This window comes from Actinomadura sp. NPDC023710 (assembly GCF_040639875.1).
Lineage (GTDB): Bacteria > Actinomycetota > Actinomycetes > Streptosporangiales > Streptosporangiaceae > Spirillospora > Spirillospora citrea.
Genome location: NZ_JBFAGB010000002.1, coordinates 32,693 through 48,847, shown reverse-complemented (window position 1 = coordinate 48,847; position 16,155 = coordinate 32,693). Strand labels below are relative to the sequence as shown.

At 69.3% G+C, this 16,155-nt stretch carries 16 protein-coding genes and 1 riboswitch; of the genes, 13 read left to right on the top strand and 3 right to left on the bottom strand.

Annotation, left to right across the window (positions count from 1 at the left end):
* Positions 1-8: 8 nt before the first annotated feature.
* Positions 9-89, top strand: a riboswitch (S-adenosyl-L-homocysteine riboswitch).
* 23 nt (positions 90-112) lie between these two features.
* The gene (metH, locus tag AB0H37_RS02300; RefSeq protein WP_360610812.1) at positions 113-3,718 is read left to right on the top strand and encodes a methionine synthase; all 3,606 of its coding nucleotides are present in this window, start codon (positions 113-115) and stop codon (positions 3,716-3,718) included.
* A 27-nt stretch (positions 3,719-3,745) separates the two neighbouring features.
* On the opposite strand, the gene AB0H37_RS02295 is transcribed toward metH, so the two are convergent.
* Entirely contained in the window at positions 3,746-4,261 is a 516-nt protein-coding gene (locus tag AB0H37_RS02295) for a hypothetical protein (protein WP_329086782.1), read from the bottom strand.
* A 124-nt stretch (positions 4,262-4,385) separates the two neighbouring features.
* Here AB0H37_RS02295 and AB0H37_RS02290 point away from each other — a divergent pair, with 124 nt between their 5' ends.
* From AB0H37_RS02290 to AB0H37_RS02255, 8 genes are all read left to right on the top strand, one after another.
* Positions 4,386-5,069 carry a TetR/AcrR family transcriptional regulator C-terminal domain-containing protein gene (locus AB0H37_RS02290; RefSeq protein WP_360610810.1) on the top strand — a complete coding sequence of 228 codons (684 nt, stop codon included), beginning with the start codon at positions 4,386-4,388 and terminating at the stop codon, positions 5,067-5,069.
* Between the two features lie 101 nt (positions 5,070-5,170).
* Positions 5,171-5,842 carry a formylglycine-generating enzyme family protein gene (locus AB0H37_RS02285; protein WP_360611203.1) on the top strand — a complete coding sequence of 224 codons (672 nt, stop codon included), beginning with the start codon at positions 5,171-5,173 and terminating at the stop codon, positions 5,840-5,842.
* A 149-nt stretch (positions 5,843-5,991) separates the two neighbouring features.
* Positions 5,992-7,038 (top strand): SRPBCC family protein, encoded by a 1,047-nt coding sequence (locus AB0H37_RS02280; protein ID WP_360610808.1) that lies wholly within the window; start codon positions 5,992-5,994, stop codon positions 7,036-7,038.
* Positions 7,039-7,113: 75 nt separating this feature from the next.
* Positions 7,114-8,298, top strand: coding sequence for a hypothetical protein (locus AB0H37_RS02275; protein WP_360610806.1), 1,185 nt, complete (start codon positions 7,114-7,116; stop codon positions 8,296-8,298).
* On the top strand, positions 8,295-8,552 hold the full coding sequence (locus AB0H37_RS02270) for a hypothetical protein (protein ID WP_360610804.1): 258 nt from the start codon (positions 8,295-8,297) through the stop codon (positions 8,550-8,552). The genes AB0H37_RS02275 and AB0H37_RS02270 overlap by 4 nt, the downstream gene beginning before the upstream one ends.
* Positions 8,553-8,639: 87 nt before the next feature.
* The gene (locus tag AB0H37_RS02265; protein ID WP_360610802.1) at positions 8,640-9,158 is read left to right on the top strand and encodes a hypothetical protein; all 519 of its coding nucleotides are present in this window, start codon (positions 8,640-8,642) and stop codon (positions 9,156-9,158) included.
* Positions 9,159-9,231: 73 nt separating this feature from the next.
* The gene (bla, locus tag AB0H37_RS02260) at positions 9,232-10,188 is read left to right on the top strand and encodes a class A beta-lactamase (protein ID WP_229810528.1); all 957 of its coding nucleotides are present in this window, start codon (positions 9,232-9,234) and stop codon (positions 10,186-10,188) included.
* Positions 10,189-10,302: 114 nt separating this feature from the next.
* On the top strand, positions 10,303-11,100 hold the full coding sequence (locus tag AB0H37_RS02255) for an NUDIX domain-containing protein (RefSeq protein WP_329086798.1): 798 nt from the start codon (positions 10,303-10,305) through the stop codon (positions 11,098-11,100).
* A 73-nt stretch (positions 11,101-11,173) separates the two neighbouring features.
* Here AB0H37_RS02255 and AB0H37_RS02250 read toward each other — a convergent pair whose 3' ends face one another.
* Complete coding sequence (locus AB0H37_RS02250; protein WP_360610799.1) at positions 11,174-11,773, bottom strand: hypothetical protein; 600 nt, start codon at positions 11,771-11,773, stop codon at positions 11,174-11,176.
* A gap of 793 nt (positions 11,774-12,566) precedes the next feature.
* Positions 12,567-12,956: an ATP-binding protein gene (locus tag AB0H37_RS02245; protein WP_360610797.1), complete on the bottom strand. Its 390-nt coding sequence runs from the start codon at positions 12,954-12,956 to the stop codon at positions 12,567-12,569.
* Positions 12,957-13,097: 141 nt separating this feature from the next.
* On the opposite strand from AB0H37_RS02245, the gene AB0H37_RS02240 reads away from it, so the two are divergent.
* The 4 genes from AB0H37_RS02240 to AB0H37_RS02225 all read left to right on the top strand — a co-directional run bounded on the left by AB0H37_RS02240 (position 13,098) and on the right by AB0H37_RS02225 (position 16,056).
* Positions 13,098-13,913 carry a helix-turn-helix transcriptional regulator gene (locus AB0H37_RS02240; protein WP_329086803.1) on the top strand — a complete coding sequence of 272 codons (816 nt, stop codon included), beginning with the start codon at positions 13,098-13,100 and terminating at the stop codon, positions 13,911-13,913.
* A complete protein-coding gene (locus tag AB0H37_RS02235; RefSeq protein WP_360610794.1) occupies positions 13,910-14,104 on the top strand; it encodes a DUF397 domain-containing protein in 195 nt (64 codons plus the stop codon). Before AB0H37_RS02240 ends, AB0H37_RS02235 begins: the two co-directional genes overlap by 4 nt.
* Positions 14,105-14,280: 176 nt before the next feature.
* Positions 14,281-14,412: a hypothetical protein gene (locus AB0H37_RS02230; RefSeq protein ID WP_360610792.1), complete on the top strand. Its 132-nt coding sequence runs from the start codon at positions 14,281-14,283 to the stop codon at positions 14,410-14,412.
* Between the two features lie 294 nt (positions 14,413-14,706).
* Complete coding sequence (locus tag AB0H37_RS02225) at positions 14,707-16,056, top strand: pentapeptide repeat-containing protein (RefSeq protein ID WP_360610790.1); 1,350 nt, start codon at positions 14,707-14,709, stop codon at positions 16,054-16,056.
* The last annotated feature ends 99 nt before the right edge of the window (positions 16,057-16,155 follow it).

Sequence of the window (16,155 nt, the reverse complement as noted above, 5' to 3'; positions counted from 1 at the left end):
CTCGGTACCGGGCCGAGAGGCGCTGCAACGGGCGAGAGCCCGCCACGCTCGGCCCGAGACACCTGATTCCGCAAGGGCGCCTCCCAGATCCCATGGGAGGTGCTCGAAAAACATGACTCAGACTCCATTGCGCGAACTTCTTGAGCAGCGGATCGCGGTACTGGACGGCGCGTGGGGCACGATGCTCCAGGGCGCGGGCCTGACCCCCGGCGACTACCGCGGCGACCGCATCGGCGACGACCACCCGAAGGACGTCACCGGCGACCCCGACCTGCTGAACCTGACCCGCCCGGACGTGATCCTGGACGTCCACCGGCAGTACCTGCGGGCCGGCGCCGACATCACGACGACCAACACCTTCACCGCGACCAGCATCGGGCAGGCCGACTACGGCCTGGAGGGCCTGGTCCGGGAGATGAACGTGCAGGGCGCGCGGCTGGCGCGGCAGGCCGCCGAGGAGTTCGGCGGGCGCTACGTCGCCGGCTCCATCGGCCCGCTGAACGTCACGCTCTCGCTGTCCCCACGGGTCGACGACCCGGCCTACCGCGCCGTCACGTTCGACCAGGTCAAGACCTCCTACGCCGAGCAGATCTCCGCCCTCGCCGAGGGCGGCGTCGACCTGCTGCTGATCGAGACGATCTTTGACACGCTGAATGCGAAGGCCGCGATCGCCGCGGCCCGCGAGGCCGCCCCGCACCTGCCGCTGTGGATCTCGGTGACCATCGTCGACCTGTCCGGCCGGACGCTGTCCGGGCAGACCGTCGAGGCGTTCTGGCGGTCGATCGAGCACGCCGAGCCGCTGGTCGTGGGCGTGAACTGCTCGCTCGGCGCCGACGAGATGCGCCCGCACGTGGAGGAGTTGGCGCGCCTGGCCGGCACCTACACCGCCTGCCACCCGAACGCGGGCCTTCCGAACGCCTTCGGCGGCTACGACGAGACCCCCGAGGAGACGAGCGGCAAGGTCGGCGAGTTCGCCGCGTCCGGCATGGTCAACGCCGTCGGCGGCTGCTGCGGGACGGGCCCCGACCACATCGCGAAGATCGCTGAGGCGGTGCGGGGGATGGCGCCCCGCGAGGTCGCCGCACCCGGCGCGGCGAGCCGGTTCAGCGGCCTGGAGCCGTTCGCGATCGGCGCCGACACCGGCTTCGTCATGATCGGCGAGCGCACCAACGTCACCGGCTCCAAGAAGTTCCGCAAGCTCATCGAGGCGGGCGACCACCAGGCCGCCGTGGACGTGGCGCTCGACCAGGTGCGCGGCGGCGCGAACCTGCTCGACGTCAACATGGACGCCGACCTGCTCGACAGCGAGCGGGAGATGACGACCTTCCTCAACCTCATCGCCACCGAGCCCGAGGTCGCCCGTATCCCGATCATGGTCGACAGCTCGCGGTGGAGCGTGCTGGAGGCGGGGCTGAAGACCGTCCAGGGCAAGGGCGTCGTCAACTCCATCAGCCTCAAGGAGGGCGAGGGCCCGTTCCTGGAGCAGGCCCGCCGCATCCGCGACTTCGGCGCCGGCGTCGTCGTCATGGCCTTCGACGAGACGGGCCAGGCCGACACCACCGAGCGCAAGGTGGCGATCTGCGGCCGCGCCTACGACCTGCTCACCCAGGAGATCGGCTTCCCCGCCGAGGACATCATCTTCGACCCCAACGTCCTCGCCGTCGCGACCGGCATCTCCGAGCACAACGGCTACGCCAAGGCGTTCATCGACGCGCTGCCCCTCATCAAGGAGCGCTGCCCGGGCGCCCGCACCAGCGGCGGCATCTCCAACCTGTCGTTCTCCTTCCGGGGCAACGACGTCGTCCGCGAGGCGATGCACTCGGCGTTCCTGTTCCACGCCGTCCGGGCCGGCCTCGACATGGGCATCGTCAACGCCGGGCAGCTCGCCGTCTACGAGGACATCCCCGCCGACCTGCTCGAACTGGTCGAAGACGTGCTGTTCGACCGCCGTCCCGACGCCACCGACCGGCTCGTCTCGTTCGCCGAGAACGTCAAGGGCGAGGGGACCAGGCGAGAGGTCGACCTGTCCTGGCGCGACGCGCCGGTCGCGGCCCGCCTCTCCCACGCCCTCGTGCACGGCATCATCGACTTCATCGAGGCGGACACCGAGGAGGCCCGCCGGGAGGCCGAGCGTCCCCTCGACGTCATCGAGGGCCCGCTGATGGACGGCATGAAGGTCGTCGGCGACCTGTTCGGGTCCGGCAAGATGTTCCTCCCCCAGGTGGTCAAGAGCGCCCGCGTGATGAAGCGGTCGGTCGCCTACCTGGAGCCCTTCATGGAGAAGGAGAAGCAGGAGGCGCTGGCCGCCGGCCGCGCCACGAGCGACCGCGGCCAGGGCAAGATCGTCCTCGCGACGGTCAAGGGCGACGTGCACGACATCGGCAAGAACATCGTCGGCGTCGTCCTCGGCTGCAACAACTACGACGTCATCGACCTCGGCGTGATGGTCCCCGCGGCCAAGATCCTGGAGACCGCCGTCCAGGAGGGCGCCGACGCCGTCGGCCTGTCCGGGCTGATCACCCCGTCCCTGGACGAGATGGTCTCCGTCGCCGCGGAGATGGAGCGCCGCGGCATGCGGCTTCCGCTGCTGATCGGCGGCGCCACCACGTCCCGGCAGCACACCGCCGTGAAGATCGCCCCCGCCTACGACGCGACGACCGTGCACGTCCTGGACGCCTCCCGCGTCGTCGGCGTCGTCTCCGACCTGCTCGACGGCAAGCGCGCCGCGGCGCTGGACGCCGCCAACCGCGAGGAGCAGGCCCGGCTGCGCGAGCAGCACGAGACCAAGCAGCGCCGCCCCCTGCTCACCGTCGAGAGGGCCCGCGAGAACCGGGAGCGGGTCGACTTCGGCGACCTGCCGACGCCCGACTTCACCGGTGTGCGGATCGTCCGTCCCGAGATCTCCGCGATCCGCGAGATGATCGACTGGCAGTTCTTCTTCCTGGCCTGGGAGCTGAAGGGCAAGTACCCGGCGATCCTCGACCAGCCCGTCGCGCGCGAGCTGTTCGACGAGGGCAATGAGCTGCTCGACCAGATCATCGCCGACGGCGCGTTCGAGGCCCACGGTGCCTACGGCTTCTGGCCCGCGCACTCCGACGGCGACGACATCATCCTGCCCGGCGCCGCGCGCTTCCCGATGCTGCGCCAGCAGACGTCCAAGCCGACGGGACGCCCCAACCGCTGCCTCGCCGACTACATCGCCCCCTCCGGCGACCACCTCGGCGGTTTCGCCGTGACGATCCTCGGCGCCGAGGACCTCGCCGCGAAGTACGAGCACGACAACGACGACTACAAGTCGATCATGGTGAAGGCCCTCGCGGACCGTCTCGCCGAGGCGTTCGCCGAGTACGTCCACCTGGAGGCCCGCCGCGCCTGGTTCGAGCCGGACGCCGACCCCGCCCTGGAGGACCTGCACGCCGAGCGGTTCCGTGGCATCCGTCCCGCCCTCGGCTACCCGGCGAGCCCCGACCACAGCCTCAAGCAGGCCCTGTTCGACCTGCTGGACGCGGGCCGCCTCGGCATGAAGCTCACCGAGTCGTACGCGATGGCCCCGGCCGCCAGCGTCAGCGGCCTCATCTTCGCCCACCCGGCGTCGCGCTACTTCACGGTCGGGCGCGTCGGCAGGGACCAGATCGAGGACTACGCCCGCCGCTGCGACCTCCCGATCGCCGAGGTCGAGCGCTGGCTCGCCCCCAACCTCGCCTACGACCCCACGTAAGGGATTCCGCCGCCATCGCACCGGTGGTCAGACGGAGACGGCGACCAGCGCGATGGCGGATCCGGCGAAGACCACCGTGTTGCGGATGTAGGTCTGGGCGCGCACCCAGCCGGGGAACGCGTTCTCGGCGGCCTTGAGGAAGGCGGCGACCTGGACCCGGGCCAGTTCCGGAGTGCCCTTGCGGCGGAAGGCTGCCTGGACGGACTTCACAGCGGTGAGGTTGCTGTAGACGATCCCGGTGTTCAACAGGAGGACCAGCGAGGAGAAGACCCAGGTCAACGGCTGGGCGAGGCCGACGCCGGCGAGGTTCAGGACGGCAGTGCCGATCATGACCGCGGCGACGGCGGCCGGGACGGCGGTCTCGTGGCCGCCGGCGTCGAAGCGCAGCCCGTTCTCCGCCAGGACCTCGGGCCGGACGTCCTGGCGGCGCAACTCGGCGACCGCGGCGGTTTCGGCGGCCGGGCCGTAGCGGTGGCGGACCAGCGGGATGCTGACGAAGGCGGCGGCGACCAGCAACTGCATGGCGGCGGGGAGAGCGTGCACGGGGTCCCTCCGGGAGGACTTGTACTTAGTTCAAGTGCCTGACATCGAGAACGCTAGAACAAGACTTGAACATTGTGCAAGTGCTGACTTGAACATTGTTCAAGGACGGCCTAGCTTGAGAGTCGTGCCACGCGACACCCTCTCCCGGGACCAGATCGTCCGTACCGCCATCGAGCTCATGGACGTCGAAGGACTCGAAGGCCTGAACATGCGCGCCCTGGGCGATCGGCTCGATTCGGCCGCCACCGCCGTGTACTGGCACGTCAAGAGCAAGGACAACCTGGTCCTGCTGGCCACCGACCAGGTCTGGGGCGAGCTCACGCTGCCCGATCCGGACGCGGTCGGCTGGCGTGCCGCGGCCACCACCATGGCCTTCGACCTGTACGGGATGTTCACCCGGCATCCCTGGCTCGTGCAGGTCTTCGCCGCCCACGTCGTCTATGGGGAGGGCAAGGCGCGTCACGACGACCACCAGCTCGCCGTCTACGAGGCCGCCGGCTTCACCGGTGCCGAGGCCGACCGGGCCGCCGCCGCGGTGTTCACCTACGTGCTCGGCAACGCGGCCGGCGTCGCCGCCACCGCCGCGCTCACCCGCAGGCTCGACCAGAACGGCGGCACCGCCCAGGAGCGGTTCCGCGATGCCATGACGAAGGCTCAGGAGATCGCCACACGCTTCCCGCGCCTGCGCGCCCGCCTGGACACCACGGCGGGTACCGACTACGCCGCCACCCCCGACGCGACCTTCGAGTTCGGCCTCCACGCCGTCCTCGACGGTCTGGAGCGCTGCGACGCCCGCCGCAGGCGATGAAGGAGCCGGAAGCGGCTCCGGCCCCACGTCCGATGGCCGCACGAATCGAAGGCGTGCGTCGGTAGGATCACCAGCCGATGGACACGGGCCCCGCAATCGAGATGGTCACCGTCCCCGCGGGGACGGTGACGCTGTCGGATCGGCGGACGCGGCGCAGCTGGCCGGTCGACCTCGCGCCATACCGGCTGGCGGCGTTCCCGGTCACCCAGTCGCAGTACGCGCAGGTCACCGCCGAGCGGCCGAGCACCGCGCGCGGAGAGCGGCTGCCGGTCGAAGGCGTCTCGTGGCTGGACGCGATCCGGTTCTGCAACGCCCTGTCCCGGCGGGAGGGGGCGGCGCCCGCGTACCGCCTCCATGCCGACGGCGAGCGCGTCGAGTGGGACGCCTCCGCCGACGGGTACCGGCTGCCCACCGAGGCCGAATGGGAACACGCCTGCCGTGCCGGCACGACCGGTCCGAGGTACGGGCCGCTCGACGAGATCGCCTGGTATCGCGGCAACGCCCAGGAGCACGTCCACGACGTGGGCGGCAGGCTGCCGAACACCTGGGGCCTGTACGACATGCTGGGCAACGTCTGGGAATGGTGCTGGGACCTCTACGACGCCGAGGTCTACGGCGCCTACCGGGTTCTCCGAGGCGGCGGATGGTCCGACGAGCACTGGAGTTGCCGGGCCTCGGTGCGGCGGCGCAGCCATCCGACCTTCCGGATCGACGACGTGGGCTTTCGCGTGGCGCGTTCCCCCGCGAGCCGACGGCGGGATAACTCGGATTAGGGCTGCCTGGAAACCGAGGCCGTCCCCATGCATAGGGATGGTAGATCATTCGTTTTTGCTGGTCAGTGGCGCTTTTGCCGTTTTAGCCCGTGTTTCTGGGGCTATGTCGTCAGGGTCAGGTGAAATCAGCGAGGAAACGAAGGCTGACCATGACGGAAGCGGGCACGGGGAACGGCGACAAGGCGCAGGACCTCCCCGTCGAGCAGCTCAAGGACGCCGGCCGCGCGCTGGCTCAGGCGCTCATGGTGCGGGCGCTGGAGAAGGCGAGCGGCCAGATCGAGGGACTGACCGAGCGCCTCGACGGCGGGGACGGCGCGGGAGTCGCCGGAAAGGCGGCGGCCACCGGCGCGAAGAAGCTCGCCCAGGGAGAGTCTCCGCTCAAGGCGGGCCTCAGCGCGGGCGCCACCGGGGCGAAGGAAATGGTGAAGGACAAGGTGAAGAGCGCCGTCGGCGGGGGAGGCAAGGACGGCAAGGGCGGTGGCCAGGGCAAGATGAAGGTCACCAACATCCTGGAGGAGTTCGACGTCGGGCTGCCTCGCCGCGTCGCCTACGACCAGTGGACGCAGTTCGCCGACTACCCGAGCTTCACCAAGAAGGTGGAGAGCGTCGAGCAGGAGTCCGACGAGAAGATCAACTGGCGGGCGCAGGTCTTCCTGTCCCACCGCACCTGGGAAGCGACGATCATCGAGCAGGTCCCCGACGAGCGGATCGTCTGGAAGTCCAAGGGCCCCAAGGGCTATGTCGACGGCGCCGTGACGTTCCACGAGCTGGCGCCGTCCATGACGCGGGTCCTGCTGGTGGCCGAGTACCACCCGGACGGCTTCTTCGAGAAGACGGCGAACATGTGGCGCGCCCAGGGCCGCCGCCTCCGCCTGGACTTCAAGCACATCAAGCGCCACATGATGACCAAGACGCTGCTGGACCAGGAGGAGGTCGAAGGCTGGCGCGGCGAGATCCGCGACGGCGAGGTCGTCAAGACCCACGAGGACGCGCTCAAGGAGGAGCAGGAGGCCAAGGAGCGCGACGAGGCGGAGAAGCCGGAGGACGGGGAGAAGCCGAAGGCGGAGCAGGAAGAGGAGGAGAAGCCGAAGGCGGAGCAGGAAGACGAGAAGGAGCCGGAGGCAAAGCAGGAGGACGACAAGGAGGAGCCGGAGGAGAAGGAGGCGGCGAAGGAGGCGGAGAGCGCCCGCGCCTGACGTCTTCACTGGTGAAAGGTGGCACTGAGGGGGCATGTACACCCCCGGGACCAGGATCGAGCATCGGGGGGAACGATGAGCGACGGCGCGTCCGGCAATGCTGACCGCGAGCGGAACGAGTCCCGCGATGACTCGGAGAGCCTGACCGGAAGGGCCATTCAACCGGACAGGCGAGCGCAGCCCGCGGAGGGCCCCGACGTCCATCTCGACGTCCCGCAGCTCAAGGTGGAAGAGATCTCGCTGGAGGTCGAGAACCTGGAGGCGCACGTCTCCCTCGTCGCGCAGGTCCTCGACCTGCTCAAGCTGAACGTCGGCGCGGACGTGTTCCTCGGCAGGGTCAAGCTTGAGATCAAGGGTGTCGAGGCGCAGGCGGAACTCCAGGTCCGGCTGGACAACGTCGCCGTCATCGTCGACCGCGTCCTGACCACCCTCGACCGCAACCCGGAGATCCTCCAGCACATCGGACGCGGCGTCGAGCGGGCGGTGAGCGACATCGGCACCGGAACCGGCACCGCCGTGGGCGAGGTCGGCCGGGGCGCCAGGGGCGCCGTCGAGGACGTGGGCCGCGGAGCCGGCGGCGCGGTCGAGAGCGTCGGCGAGGGCGCCGGGGGCGCGGTCAAGGACGTCGGCGAGGGCGCGGGCGGCGCGGTGAAGGACGTGGGCCGCGGAGCCGGCGGCGCCGTCCAGGACGTCGGCAAGGGCGCGGGCGAAGGCGTCGGCGAGGTCGGGCGAGGCGCCGGCCGCGCAGCGGAAGAGGTGGGCGAAGGCGCTGGCGAGGGGGTAGGCGAAGCGGGCAAGGGTGCGGGCCGGGCGGCGGAGCAGGTGGGCGAAGGTGCCGGCGAAGCCGCCAAGGGCGCGGGCCGTGCCGCCGAAGGCGCAGGCGAGGGCGTCCGAGATGTGGGCAGGGGCGCCGGCGGCGCGGCCGAAGGCGTCGGCCAGGGTGCCGGACGAGCCGCCGAGGGGGCTGCGGACACCGTGAACAAGACGGCGGAGACCGCCGAAGACGCCGGCGGCTCGGCGGCGCCCGACGACACGTCCGAGAGCGGCAAGGACAACGCCTCATCCGACGACTCGTCCGCCAAGGACGAGGAGAAGGACGACTCGGAGGGCGAGGAGGGGAACGGCGCGGACACGTCCGATGGAGAGCCGGAGGTCACGGCGGTCCAAGGTGCCCTGCGCGAGACCGAGGATTCCGTCCGCGAACTGGGCAAGGCCCTCCTGCGGATGGTCTCCCAGCCACGAGGAGGAACCCGCTCATGAGCCCCGGCGACCACCCCGACGCTGACCTCCAGCGCACGGCGGACATCCTCTTCACCGCCAGGGTGAAGGCCGACGAACTCCGCTTCGACGTGGTCCCCGACGTCTCGGTGACCTTCACCGAGGGCTCGTCGGAGGAGTCCACCTCCGGAAGCGCCCGCACCAACCTCCCGGACGAGGTCAAGACCCAGACCACCTACCGAGACATCCAGATCGACTACGCGATAGCCGCAAGACTCTCCCCACCCCCGGAGTGACCTCGCCACCCCGAATCCTGCGGAAATGCGATGATGCGGCGGTTGACCCCGACCGAATCTCGCTTCACTGCCCCGCACGGAGAAGGCATGGATTATCAGGGCCTGGTAAAGACACTTCAGGTGCCCGGCGGGTGGACCGCCCCCCTCAGGCTGAGCTACGGCGACATCCGGATCAGCGCGCTCGCCCGCGAACACCTGCGGGACGATGTGCGCGGCATCAACGCCAGCCTTGAACTGATCCGGCGCACTCGCGGCGGGTCCTGGCCGACCGAGCCGGTCACCGAGGAGTACAACTACGTCGACCTGGTCTGGCACGAGTGCGAGTTCCGCGAGAACGAATCATTCGGCTACGCCGTGTACGACGACGAGGACCGCTACCTGGGCTGCTGCTACCTGTACCCGATGGGACGGCGTACGCCGCTCACCCAGGACCTGCTCGGCTATGACGTCGACGTGAGCTGGTGGGTGACCCCCGACGCCTACCGAAACGGCCATTACGAGACCCTGTACAGCGCGCTGGGCCACTGGGTCGCCACCGAATTCCCCTTCTCGCGGCCGTACTACTCCAACATCGAAATCCCCGGCAAGGGTGGACGAGGCACGTGATATGCGAATCCATATGGATCGATGATTCAGTGGATATTGGACATCGCCGGCGAGATCATGATCTTCTCTCGGCATGATCCGACACCTCGGAATGCGACTGGGCGTCGCGACCGTGACCGCGTCCGCGCTGCTGGGCGGGCTGGCCTATGCGGCCGGCGCCCCCGGCGAGACGAAGGCCGCGACCGTCGCCACTCGGACGGGAGGCAAGGACCCTTCGGACCTGAACAGGACTCTCGAGGAACTGGAGAAGTCCTACGACGGGCGTATCGGCGCCGTGGGCATCGACCTCGGCACCGGCAGAACGGTCGGCTACCGGGCCGACGAGCGCTTCCCGTTCAACTCCATGTTCAAGGTGTTCGCGTGCGCGGCGGTGATGCGGAAAGCGCGCACCGCGGAGCCCGGCCTGATGGACAGGGTGATCCGCTGGAAGCCCAGCGACATGGCCGAACTGACCGGGAACTCCCCGGAGACCACCGAATACACCGACACGGGCATGACGCCCGCCCAGCTCTGCCGGGCCGGAATCACCAAGTCCGACGGCTTCGCGGGCAACACGCTCCTCGGGCAGATCGGCGGACCGCGCGGGCTGACCGGGTTCTTCCGCGCCACCGGTGACGGCACGAGCCGCCTGGACCGGCCGGAGCCCCACTTGACCGAGTGGAAGCCCGGCGAGGAGCGCGACACCACCACCCCCGCGGCGGCGGCGCGCACCTTCACCAAGCTCACCACCGGCAAGACCCTCCACCCCCGCGACCGGGCGCGGCTGGTCGGCTGGCTGAAGGGCAGCCTCACCGGCGCCGGCCGGATCCGGGCGGGGCTCCCCAAGGACTGGACGGTGGGCGACAAGACCGGCACCGGTGGCGCGGCCAACTACGGCACCGCCGACGACATCGCGATCGTGTGGACGCCCGGTTCGGACGCGCCGCTCGTCCTGTCGGTCTTCACCAACCGCAACCGTCCGGCCCCGCACGACGACAAGGTGATCGCCTCCACCGCGACCGCCCTGGCCAAGGCGCTCGGCAAGCTGTGACCCCAACCCCGGAGCGGCCTCCACCCGACGCGGCCGGGCCGGCGCCCGGACACGACTCGACCAAATGTTCGAGACTGCGGGTTCTGTGGTCGCTCCGGGAGCTAGGGTCGCGGCGTGGTGAACTCCGAGAGTGCTGAGCCCTGCGACGGCTTCTGGGCCGACACCGCCCGGGTCCGGGCCGGTTACCTGGCCGAGGTGCCCGCGCACCTGCTGGTGATGAAGCTCGCCGAGGAGGTCGGCGAGGTCGCCGAGGCCTACATCGGGATGACCGGCGGCAATCCCCGCAAAGGCGTTCACAAGACGGTCACGGACGTCCTGGACGAGTTGGCCGACGTCATCCTGGCCGCCGCCGTGCCCATGGTCGACCTGGCCGGCGGCCCTGAACAGGCCGGACAGCACCTGGCCAGACGGCTCGGCGTCGTCTCCGCCCGCGATGCCGCTCCGGCCGCGAGCGGTTGGCACGGATCTTTCATCGCGCCACACGTCCTGCTGCGGCGCGAAGACGGCGCGGTGCTGATGCTGCGCCGCCACAACACCGGATACCGCGACGGCTGGCTGTGCCCGCCCGCGGGACGGATCGAGCCCGGCGAGGACGTCCTGGCCGCGGCGATCCGCGAGGCCGGGGAAGAGACCGGCGTGACGCTGCACCGCGACGACGCCGAGTTCTCCCACGTCCTGCACCGCACCGCCGAGTCGTTGCCGGGCCCCTGCCAAGCGGTCAGCGACTACTGGTTCACGTTCCGGACCTGGGGAGGCGAGCCGCACGCGGCCGAACCCGACAAGGCCTCGGAGGCGCTGTGGATCGATCCGGCGGCCCCACCGGCCGACCTGATCCCCCACTGCGCCCAGGCCCTCGCGGCCATCGGCCGCGGGGAGACGTTCAGCGTCCACGGCTGGACACCGGACTCCTGAGCGGCAACACGGGTGCGGCGGAGTCCCGGCAGGCCGACCGCGTCGGTGGCGCCTCTCCCGTGTGCCCGCTGAGTCAGCGCAGCAGTGTGTTGCCCAACGTGATGCCGTGCAGGAGGCGCAGCCTGCGCAGTTCGTAGTGGGCGAGGGCGGACACCGTCACCGGCGCCCCCAGCAGCAGCACCAGGGCCAAGACGTGCGGAACTCCCTTGTAGGAGTCGGTGAACAGGTTGACCAGGGCCATCACCCACGACGCCGACACGCTCACCAAGGGCGGCACCAGCTCGTGGATGTCGGCTGTCCGGAACACGTTGGTCAGTGAGAGGACGATGCCGTAGAGGGCGAAGGGGAGCATCCAGAGGAAGAGGATCACGCCCGCGGGGATCAGCACCACCGGCCCGGCCGCGTCACGCACGCCCTCCAACTCGGGGACGGCCGCGAGCACGAACGTGAACATGGAGCCGAACATCGCCGCGACCGCGATCAACGGGTGGCGGATCCGGCGCGCGAACGCGCCCCGGTTCGGCGGCCGGGCGGCCATGACGAAGGCCCCCACGACCAGTGGCAGGACGCACGTGAGGATCAGGACGTTGATCCAGGCGTCGTTGAACCGCTCGCTCGCCAGTTCCTTGGGAGCGGTGACCCTGTAGACCACGGCCACGGCGAGAGACACCACGATGCCCGCCCAGGCACGGGCGACCTGCAGCTTTTGGACCCGCGCATCGACGATCAGGTCCGGCCGCGAGGGCCGGAACACCGCCCGCGCGGCGAGGAACGGGTTCAGCTTCCGGAGGATCCGTCCCGCCCGCGACGGCGGCCGCGGGGGCGGCTGAGGTCCGGGTGGCCGATACGGGGGCGGAGGCTGCGGCGGGTGGGGACGTTGCGGGTAAGGCGGATACTGCGGCGGCGGGCCTTGCTGCCAGGGCGGCGGTGCTCCGTATCCGGGATGAGGCGGCCGGCGCTGCGGCGGAATCGGGGGCGGTCTGTGTCCGCCCTGTCCCCATGACGGACCAGCGGGACCTGTCACCAAGGGCTCCTCAGGGGGTTCGCCGCAGATATCCGGAACACCTGGCCCGGAACCGGCTCGGGACCATAGTGCATGATCTGGCCGGCCCCGTGCACCGGAGCGATCAGACCCGCAAGACGCTGCAGCCCGTTCTCCCCGGGCTCCGTATCCATCGACGGCTTCGTCACGGGGCCCGATCCCGGCCCGAACACGGGCTGGGCGTCGGGGGCGAGGCCCTGCACACCTGGGCGTTCTCCGACGACCCCGCAGATCGCCGGATCCTGAACGAGGGGACGGCCCGCTCGGGCGCCGTCGTCCTCGGCCGGCGGCAAGGACCTCGACGTCGTCCGTGATCCCGACGAAGACCGTGACGCACCTGACCTACGACGTCGCCTGACGAGGCCACGGGTCCGAGGAGTTGGACGGGCTCTTCTCAGCACCGTTCTCACGTCCGGTGGGAGAGTCACGGGCGGATGCGGGACCAGATCCACTTGCCGCCCGCCGGGTCGCCTGTGACGCCGCACTTGGTCGACAGCGCCTGGACGATATGGAGGCCCCAGCCGCCGTTGTCGTCGAACGCCTCCTCGGAGAGGTCCAGGTCTTCGAGGGTGAGTGCCTTCAGCGGCTTGCTCTGGGGGAGGGCGTAGTCCGCGTCCCAGACGGCGATGACGATGCCGTGCGCGTCCCGGCTGAGCTGGAGGCGGATCTCCTCGTGCGGCGTCTGGCGCGCCGCGTTGGTGACGAGCTCCGACACGACGAGAAGCGCATTGTCGAGAATGTGGGAATAGTTCCAGTTTCGGATTCGTGCGTCCACAAGGGTACGTGCCAGCCCCACTGCGCACGGTGTTCCCATAAGAGGCATAAGTAGATCCCCGGTAGCCGTCATCACCATCGTCCCCGCCCTTGCCTGAGATTCCGATTTTCTGAGACAAGGGTCACCCGATCGACTTATGGTTTGCCTGTAGTCATCCGAGCTGAATACAGGGAGTGTGAGATGCCCATCGTTCGCGATCCTCTCAACCCCAGGCTGTCGATGTGGCACTTCCTCGCCTTCTACCTGCGGTTTTGTCGCGAGAAGGCAAATCTCTCCCTGACGCAGTGCGGAGAGATAATGGGTGTCCAGCGCGGCACTGTATCCAACTTTGAGGCAGGACGGAGACGGCCCCAGGAAGATCACATGCGGGCGCTCGACAAGCACTACGGGACCGGGTGGCTTTTTCAGCTACTGCTCTGGTTCGCCCGGATGGCACATGACCCCAACTGGGGGAAGCACCTCGTCAAGTACGAGCAGGAGACCACATTGATCAAGGTCTACCACGGTCAAGTGATCCCGCTCGCTCTCCAGACGGACGAGTACACCTGGGCCTACGTCCAGGCCGGTACTCCGAAGGACTTCGAGGCGGAGATGGCCGAGCGTGTCGCTCGCAAGAACTCCTTCTTCAGCCGGGGAACCGAGGTCGAGATGTGGGCCACGATCGATGAGAGCGTGCTTGCTCGTGAAGTCGGCGGTTCCGAGGTGCAGAAAGCCCAACTGGAGCACCTCCTCGCCATGGCGGACCTGCCGCAGGTCAGCCTCCGTATCGTCCCGTTCAAGTCGGGGGCCCACCTGGGGGTTGACGGCTCCCTCCAGATTCTCAGTCTGGGGGGCCGTGACATCGCCTATTCGGGTGCTCAGAACGGTGGCCGCTTGATCGAAATGCCTGGCGAGGTCCGGGAATTGTCGGTTAAGTTCGACCGTATCGGCGCGAAGGCGGCCTCTCTGGAGGACTCGCGCGAGATCATCAAGCGGTACTTGGAGAGTTACGAATGAGCGTCCAGTGGCGTAAGAGCACTCACAGCGGTGGAGCGGATGACCAGCACTGTGTTGAGCTGGGACGACTTGCGCCAGAGGCCGGGATCGGGTTTCGAGACAGCAAGGACCCGGATGGAGGACACCTCGTCCTCTCCGGTGGGCAGTTCGCCGGTCTGATCGAGAAGATCAAGCGGGGCTCGGCCCGCTGACCGGCCTCGCCTGAGTCTCCTGGCAGTGCCAGGCCCCCGGTGGACGGGGCCGGTTGGGCCGGGCCCCGCGAGTGGATCAGTTGTCGGTACGGGCGGCACCGACGACGGCACCCACGGCGAAGCCGCAGGCGAGGATGAGGAGGTCCCCGAGGCGGCTGACGCCAAGGGGGCCGGTGATGGTGATGGCGGCGACGCCGAAGGCGGCCAGGGCGACGCATGCGACGCAGGCCGCGACCGCCGCGATGGCGATGCCACCGGCGACGCGGATGACGATCTTCCGCCCGCCGGGGCTGTCGGGGCCGTCGTAGACGGTGCAGAAGGCACCGGTGGGTTCACCGCGTCCCTGGGTCCTTCCGTGCCGAGCACGCCCCGCCCGGCAAACGATCGGGTGCGACTGCTACGACGCGTTCGAGGCGGCCCGGTCCCTCCGCCCGGGCCTGACGCGACGCCACTCGACGGCGTGACCGGCTCTACTTGGCGGCCGACGTCGCGCGCATCAACCGTCTTCCCATCACTTCGAGGCCAGTACTGCGCCCCCGCTCCAGGCGAGAGATGGTGGCCGGCCTCTGGATGCGTGACGCGTCCCGTGATAGGGAGCGAGTATGGCGCTGCCTCGCCCGTTCAACACCGAGATCTATGTCAGCCCGGAATCTGCCGGCCTGGAAATCACACGGCTGGCAGCTCGCCTGCCTGATTGGGCGGGGCGGCAAGCCACTGAGCCGGCGGACCGGCCTGCCGCCGAGGCGGCGATACGCGGGTTGTACGAAGTGGTCGGCGCGCCGCAGCCTCAGCTGGTGTGGATCGACTCACCCCGCGCGGATCCCGATTGGAAATGGAGTGAGTTCGGCACGCCGAAGCCCCAGACGATCGCGGCCGCCCACGGTGTGCCGGAACCGGGCGAATTCCTCCTGACCCTGCTCAGCGGTAGTCCGGGCAAGAGGGGCGGATGGTTTTCCCGTAAACGACGCCGGGAGGTCTGGATTCACAGGCTGGCGCTGTGGAAAGAACTCATCGAGTCCTGCGGCGGCTGGTGGCCCTTCGAGAAGATCTGCCTGGTGTGCGAGCGTCCCGCTCAGATCCGTCTCGCCACCGCGCGAAGGCTCGGGGAAGACCCCTTGGTGCTGCACTGCCGCACAGGTCCGGCACTACGCTACCGCGACGGTTTCCACCTGTACGCGCTGCACGGAAGGGTCGTCCCCCAAGACGCCATCACCGGCGAGCGGACAGGGGCCAAGCGGCCGTCCGGCTTACCGGAGAACCTGGCGGCACTGATCGATGACAGCAGTGCCGAGGCCGTCGCCCGGCTCGTCGGCAAGGACTTGCACGGCGCCGACCTGCGGGGCGTCCGGTTCCCCGAGGGTACCGACCTCAGAGGCGCCGACCTCAGCGGAGCCGATCTGCGCCATGCCGATCTCTCCTCGGCCGAACCAGGCCGGACCGCGAGCGCGGGAGCCCAGTTCACCGGCGCCACACTCATCGGCGCGGATCTACGCCACGCCGACTTCGGCATCGTCGGCGATTTCATCGGCGCCGACCTGACCGATGCCGACCTGACCGGTGCCCACCTAGGCGGCGCCCCCGAGGTCGGCGCCTGGTGCTTCAATGGCGCCAGACTCGTGCGGACCAAGTTCATCGGCGCCCACCTGGTGGGGGCCGTTTTCACCGGCGCCGACCTCACCGGGACGGATTTCAACGGCGCCCGCCTGCACTACATTTCCGGCCCGATCGATCCGAGCTACGTACTCTGCCACTTCGCTCAGTGCACCTGGCACTCCGCGACGAGATGGCCGAACGCCGAGTTGGCCGAGGCCGTCCGCAGGGTATCCGACCCCATCGACCAGGACACCTTTCGAGTACACGAACAGCCACAAATTCCGTCCGCACGACAGGAACCCCTACCGCAACCACGAACCCTTTCGCAGGGCGACCCCTTCTTTGACTTCGGCCGCTGATTGGCAGTCGCGCGCATCATGGCTGGGTGAATTCGCGTGCCACAGCGTGCTCGACCATGGACCATCGGGAAGAGTGCGAACTTCAGCGCCGTGCCGTCC

Excerpts from the sequence above, each read along its gene's own strand:
- metH (WP_360610812.1), top strand. The coding sequence starts at position 113 with ATGACTCAGACTCCATTGCGCGAACTTCTTGAGCAGCGGATCGCGGTA.
- AB0H37_RS02285 (WP_360611203.1), top strand. The coding sequence starts at position 5,171 with ATGGTCACCGTCCCCGCGGGGACGGTGACGCTGTCGGATCGGCGGACG.
- AB0H37_RS02280 (WP_360610808.1), top strand. The coding sequence starts at position 5,992 with ATGACGGAAGCGGGCACGGGGAACGGCGACAAGGCGCAGGACCTCCCC.
- AB0H37_RS02275 (WP_360610806.1), top strand. The coding sequence starts at position 7,114 with ATGAGCGACGGCGCGTCCGGCAATGCTGACCGCGAGCGGAACGAGTCC.
- AB0H37_RS02270 (WP_360610804.1), top strand. The coding sequence starts at position 8,295 with ATGAGCCCCGGCGACCACCCCGACGCTGACCTCCAGCGCACGGCGGAC.
- AB0H37_RS02265 (WP_360610802.1), top strand. The coding sequence starts at position 8,640 with ATGGATTATCAGGGCCTGGTAAAGACACTTCAGGTGCCCGGCGGGTGG.
- bla (WP_229810528.1), top strand. The coding sequence starts at position 9,232 with ATGATCCGACACCTCGGAATGCGACTGGGCGTCGCGACCGTGACCGCG.
- AB0H37_RS02245 (WP_360610797.1), bottom strand. The coding sequence starts at position 12,956 with ATGGGAACACCGTGCGCAGTGGGGCTGGCACGTACCCTTGTGGACGCA.
- AB0H37_RS02240 (WP_329086803.1), top strand. The coding sequence starts at position 13,098 with ATGCCCATCGTTCGCGATCCTCTCAACCCCAGGCTGTCGATGTGGCAC.
- AB0H37_RS02235 (WP_360610794.1), top strand. The coding sequence starts at position 13,910 with ATGAGCGTCCAGTGGCGTAAGAGCACTCACAGCGGTGGAGCGGATGAC.
- AB0H37_RS02230 (WP_360610792.1), top strand. The coding sequence starts at position 14,281 with ATGGTGATGGCGGCGACGCCGAAGGCGGCCAGGGCGACGCATGCGACG.
- AB0H37_RS02225 (WP_360610790.1), top strand. The coding sequence starts at position 14,707 with ATGGCGCTGCCTCGCCCGTTCAACACCGAGATCTATGTCAGCCCGGAA.